This window comes from Mycoplasma sp. 3398, assembly GCF_053851555.1.
The window spans coordinates 1-4,666 of sequence record NZ_JBSQAW010000014.1 but is presented as its reverse complement, the minus strand read 5'-3'; the positions used below and the strand labels follow the sequence as shown (position 1 = coordinate 4,666).

The 4,666-nt window shown below is 26.3% G+C and carries 3 protein-coding genes; 1 reads left to right on the top strand and 2 read right to left on the bottom strand.

Annotated elements, in window-relative coordinates:
* Positions 1 to 99 precede the first annotated feature (99 nt).
* Positions 100 to 3,243, top strand: a complete 3,144-nt coding sequence (locus ACWXVK_RS03190; RefSeq protein WP_456017235.1) for an HsdR family type I site-specific deoxyribonuclease — start codon at positions 100 to 102, stop codon at positions 3,241 to 3,243.
* On the opposite strand, the gene ACWXVK_RS03185 is transcribed toward ACWXVK_RS03190, so the two are convergent.
* Entirely contained in the window at positions 3,240 to 4,163 is a 924-nt protein-coding gene (locus ACWXVK_RS03185; protein WP_456017233.1) for a site-specific integrase, read from the bottom strand. The genes ACWXVK_RS03190 and ACWXVK_RS03185 overlap by 4 nt on opposite strands.
* Positions 4,132 to 4,666 (bottom strand): hypothetical protein (locus ACWXVK_RS03180; RefSeq protein ID WP_456017231.1); only part of this gene is annotated, 535 nt, incomplete at its 5' end. The genes ACWXVK_RS03180 and ACWXVK_RS03185, both read right to left, overlap by 32 nt.

The following is a 4,666-nucleotide window of genomic DNA, read 5'->3' as shown; positions in this document are numbered from 1 at the left end:
ATTTTTTTAACACCCTCATCACCCTTCATCAGCGTAAGTTAAATGCCTTAGAAAATATCAAAAAAACCTTATTAGAAAAGATGTTTGTATAGGAGCAATATGTCAAAACTTAATTTTAACAATGAAAATTTCAAAAATGAAGCCGAATTCGAAGAAAATGTTGTAAAGCTTTTATTAGATAATGGTTGAAAAAATCAAGGTTTTGGTCAATTAAATATTGATAATGAATTAAATAATGTTAGCGAACATGATTTAAAGTTAAATTGATTGCGTATCTTAAACCATAACAATGTGGATAAACTTGACGGTAAACCAATCACTGAAAAAGAATTAGATCTATTAATAAATGAAATACAATCTCAACAAAATATTGCTCAAGTTAATAGAAACATTATAAAACCAAATCAAGGATTGCAATTAAAAAGAGAACAAAAAATAATCCCTTTAACCTTAATTCATAAGGAACAACTAAATAATGACGGTGGTAAAAATTATTTTCAAATTGCAAGACAAGTTACAATTAATAATGCTAATAACGACCAAAAAAGAAGCGATATTTTCTTATTAATAAATGGAATACCACTTATTCATATTGAATTAAAAAATAAAGATAAAAGTATTATTAATGCAAAAAATCAATTAATAAATTATAATGAAGCAACAAAAAGCATTTATAATGGTATCTTTAAATTCATTCATATAGTAGTTGCAATGAATCCACTAAAAATGGAATATTCGCCAAGAAATAGAGAATTAAAATTTATTAATTGGTATGATGAGACTAATAAAAATGAGATTAATAATTGAGTTGATGTCGTTAAAAACTTTTTATCTATTCCAATGTCATTAGAATTAATTTGTGACTACACTATTCCGGACGGCGATGAGCTAAAAATTTTAAGAAGTTACCAATACTATGCTGTTAAGAAAATTCTTGATAAAATTAGAAAAACGGATCTTTTTTTAGCAGAAAATGATGAACCTATTAAAGGGGGATTCATTTGACATGCTACAGGTTCAGGAAAAACCTTCACTAGCTTTAAGACTAGTTCATTAATAATTGAGCATAATCTTGCTGATTTAGTAATATTTGTAGCTGATAGAATTGAATTAGTGGATCAAACCTATAATGAGTTTGTAAAACATGATAAAAAGGTTACTGATGTTTCTAGTACAAGAGATTTACAAAATAAGACAAGAAAAAACGAAGATCAACCAATCATTGTAACTTCAATTCAGAAATTAGATCGTATAAATGAAGATCATAAAAATATTCTTGATAAAAAAAGAATTGTCTTAATCTTTGATGAAGCCCACCGTAGTACATTCGGCTCAATGATGAGCAAAATTAAAAATACCTTTAAGAAAAAAACCATAATTTTCGGTTTTACTGGAACCCCTATTTTTGATGAAACACCTAATACATATGATATTTTTGGCGAAAAATTACATAGCTATACTCTAGGGGATGCTATAGTACAAGAAAAGGTTCTAAAATTTAGTTGTAAATATAATATATTTGAAGATTTATATAAGTGAGCATTTAATTGCAATATTGAACATAATAAAAAATTTTGTACTGAAAAATTAAATTCCATTAAAAATGAAACATTAAAACAAGAGCTTCTTTCTTTAAAAAATGATGCTCCATATGAAGTTACTAAAAAATTAGAAGAATTTAATGAAAAATCAGATAATTTGGATAAACTAATTGAATTAGAAGATGAGATTAACTATATTTATGAAAGCGATTTATATAAAAATCTTGTAGTTGAAAGCATTTTAGACGATTGATATAATTTGGCGAAATCTAATGATTTTAAATATAATTTTTCTTCAATTTTGGCCACTTCAAGTATTGAAGATGCAATAAAATATTTCCGTATATTTAATAAACATATAAATGATCTTGATATAAAAGATGAAAAACGTAATTTTAAATTCACCGCTTTATTTACAAGATCATTAGATAGTGATGAGTCTCCACAAAAACTTGAAAAGCTTGAAGAAGCATTTAAAGAAATATATAAAAAATACGAACAAGACTTCGATTTTAAAATTATTAACCAAAATGATGAACACGAACTATTCAAAAAAGACATTTCGCAAAGACTAAAAAGAATCAATATGAATCAAGATGATGATTCAAAAACTATAAACTTGTTAATTGTAGTAAATCAGATGTTAACCGGCTTTGATTCAAAATATATTCAAACAGTATATTTTGATAAACAACAAGAATCACAAAATTTAGTCCAAAGTGTTTCGCGAACTAATAGAAAATATAATATTCATAAAGAATTTGGTAGAGCACATTTTTACAAATTTCCATATCACATGAAGAAAAATGTTGAGGATGCATTTAGAAAATATGCTTATGAGGATTTAACAATAATCACAGTTTCCGATACATCATCTATAGTAAAATATGCAAATGAAGAATATAAAGAAGTTGAAAAATTATTCAAAGAATTAGGCATTAACTGATTTGAAAATATTGAATCATTTGACACTGATGATATAAACAAAGTTAAAAATCTTAAAAAGGCTTATAATCATTTGTGCGAAATTAAACGCTTAATAAATTCATTAAACTTATTGAGTTTTAAATGAGAAGAAAATGAAAAATTGATGTCCTTTGATAAAGAAATATCCGAAAGAATTGATGTGAAAATATATGAAATTGATGTTATTTTAACCAATCTTAATTCATTAGCAACTTTTAATGATTCGGATGATGAGCTTAGATTTTATAATACTGAAATTCTAAAAGATATTCAAAACAATAAAAAGCAAGAACTTTATGATAAAAATTTTTTCACAAATCTTGAATTAGAATTAAGAACTTGCAAATCGATACCTCATGTTTTAAGCAAGTATTATATTAAAAATCCCGAATGAATTAAGGAATGATGTAATCTTCCCGATAATAATAAACCTGGTTTAAATGACTTTTGAAAACAAAAAAAACAAGAAGAACTACAAAAAAATCTTGATAAATTAGCGATATATGGACTCGAAAAAGAAAAAATTGAAGAATTCGTAAATAATTGCTATATAGATATTAAAGAAGACATTAATAAAAACAATAATTTTGAAGCTTATATTTGACCGCTTGTTAAATCCCCGGACGGCCCTAAATATAAGCTAAGACCCCTAATTATTGATCTTATAAAGCAATACAAGGAAAAAAATAGAACCTATTTGGTTCTATTTTTTAGTGTGGGCATTGATATATTTTAGTTTAAACTCGATATTGAACGCATAACAACATCGATATCTTTATTCTCTAACTCGTTAATAATATGCAAATATATTCTCTCAGTTGTGTTCATACTAGAATGACCAAGCCTTTTAGCAACAGAAGCAATCGATACCCCGGCGTACAACAATAATGATGCATGAGTATGTCTTAAACCGTGAATAGTTATGATAGGAACATTTGCTGTTTTGCATCTTCTGCTAAGTGTATCATTAATAGTAGAATTATAAATTTTTTTCTTAAAGATAAATATAGGTTTATCACCTGGCAAGTCCTTAACAAGACTCGAGAACTGTGAAATAGTCATTCAATCTAATGGAATTTTTCTAACCGAAGTTTTATTTTTGGTAGGTAAAAAACCACCATTTTCTTTATAATTTCATGTCTTAGTTATATTCAATGTTTGTTTTGAAAAATCAAAGTCTTCCGGCGTGATTGCTATAGCTTCCGAAAACCGCAAGCCAGTTTTCGCTATTAAAAGCAACAATCAATCACAATTAATTTTTTCGTTTAATTTCAAGGTTTTTAGGAGCAATTGAAGCTCAAATTGACTTAAAAACTTCTGTGCTTTCTTTTTAGGTGGTTTACCCTTTATAACAACCTTTCTAGTAGGATCATTATCTATTAAACCTTCATCAAATGCATCTAATAATGCGCTTTTTAAATGGTGGTGAAAATCCATTGTTGTTTGTTTTTCATGATAAGTAGCATAATCATTCAATATTTTTTGGTATTCCATTCTATCTATATCGCACAATCTTAACTCAGGCACCAATTTAATTATTCAATCTAATGATAACTCGTATTTTTTAAAACTAACGTTTCTTATAGAACCTTTTTTATATACAAAAATTCAATTTTGAAAATATTTATAAAATAAAATTTCTGATTTTTTTCTCATCTCTCCCCCAATTATGCCCACGCTGATGAAGGGTGATGAGGGTGTTTATGTTGTTAAAAATTTCTCTTATCTTTTTCATTTCATGAAAACCACATAATATAATATTTTTATTTTGAACAAAATTAATGTAGTGTCTAGCATGCCCAAAATTTTCAAGTTTTACACTTAACATAATTAAAAATAAGGAGTAAACATCAAACATTGTATTTTTATTAATTAGTATTTTAATAGCACTCGATTTAACTAAAAAAGGAAAATTAACATATTTAAAATCTTGAGTAAAATCATCAAAAATAATACATTCCTTATCAAAAGTATTTGCTTCATTTGAATAGCCTAAAATAAATGATTTATTAGCTGTTAAAACCGGATTTTTCCCAGATTCTGGTATTTCATCATATTTTGTATAAAAATTATCAGGCCTAATATAATTCAATAAATTCCCCAGCCTTTCCTGTTCTCAAGCGTTAGTGAATTCCTTAAATCTTATTGATGGAAAAGCA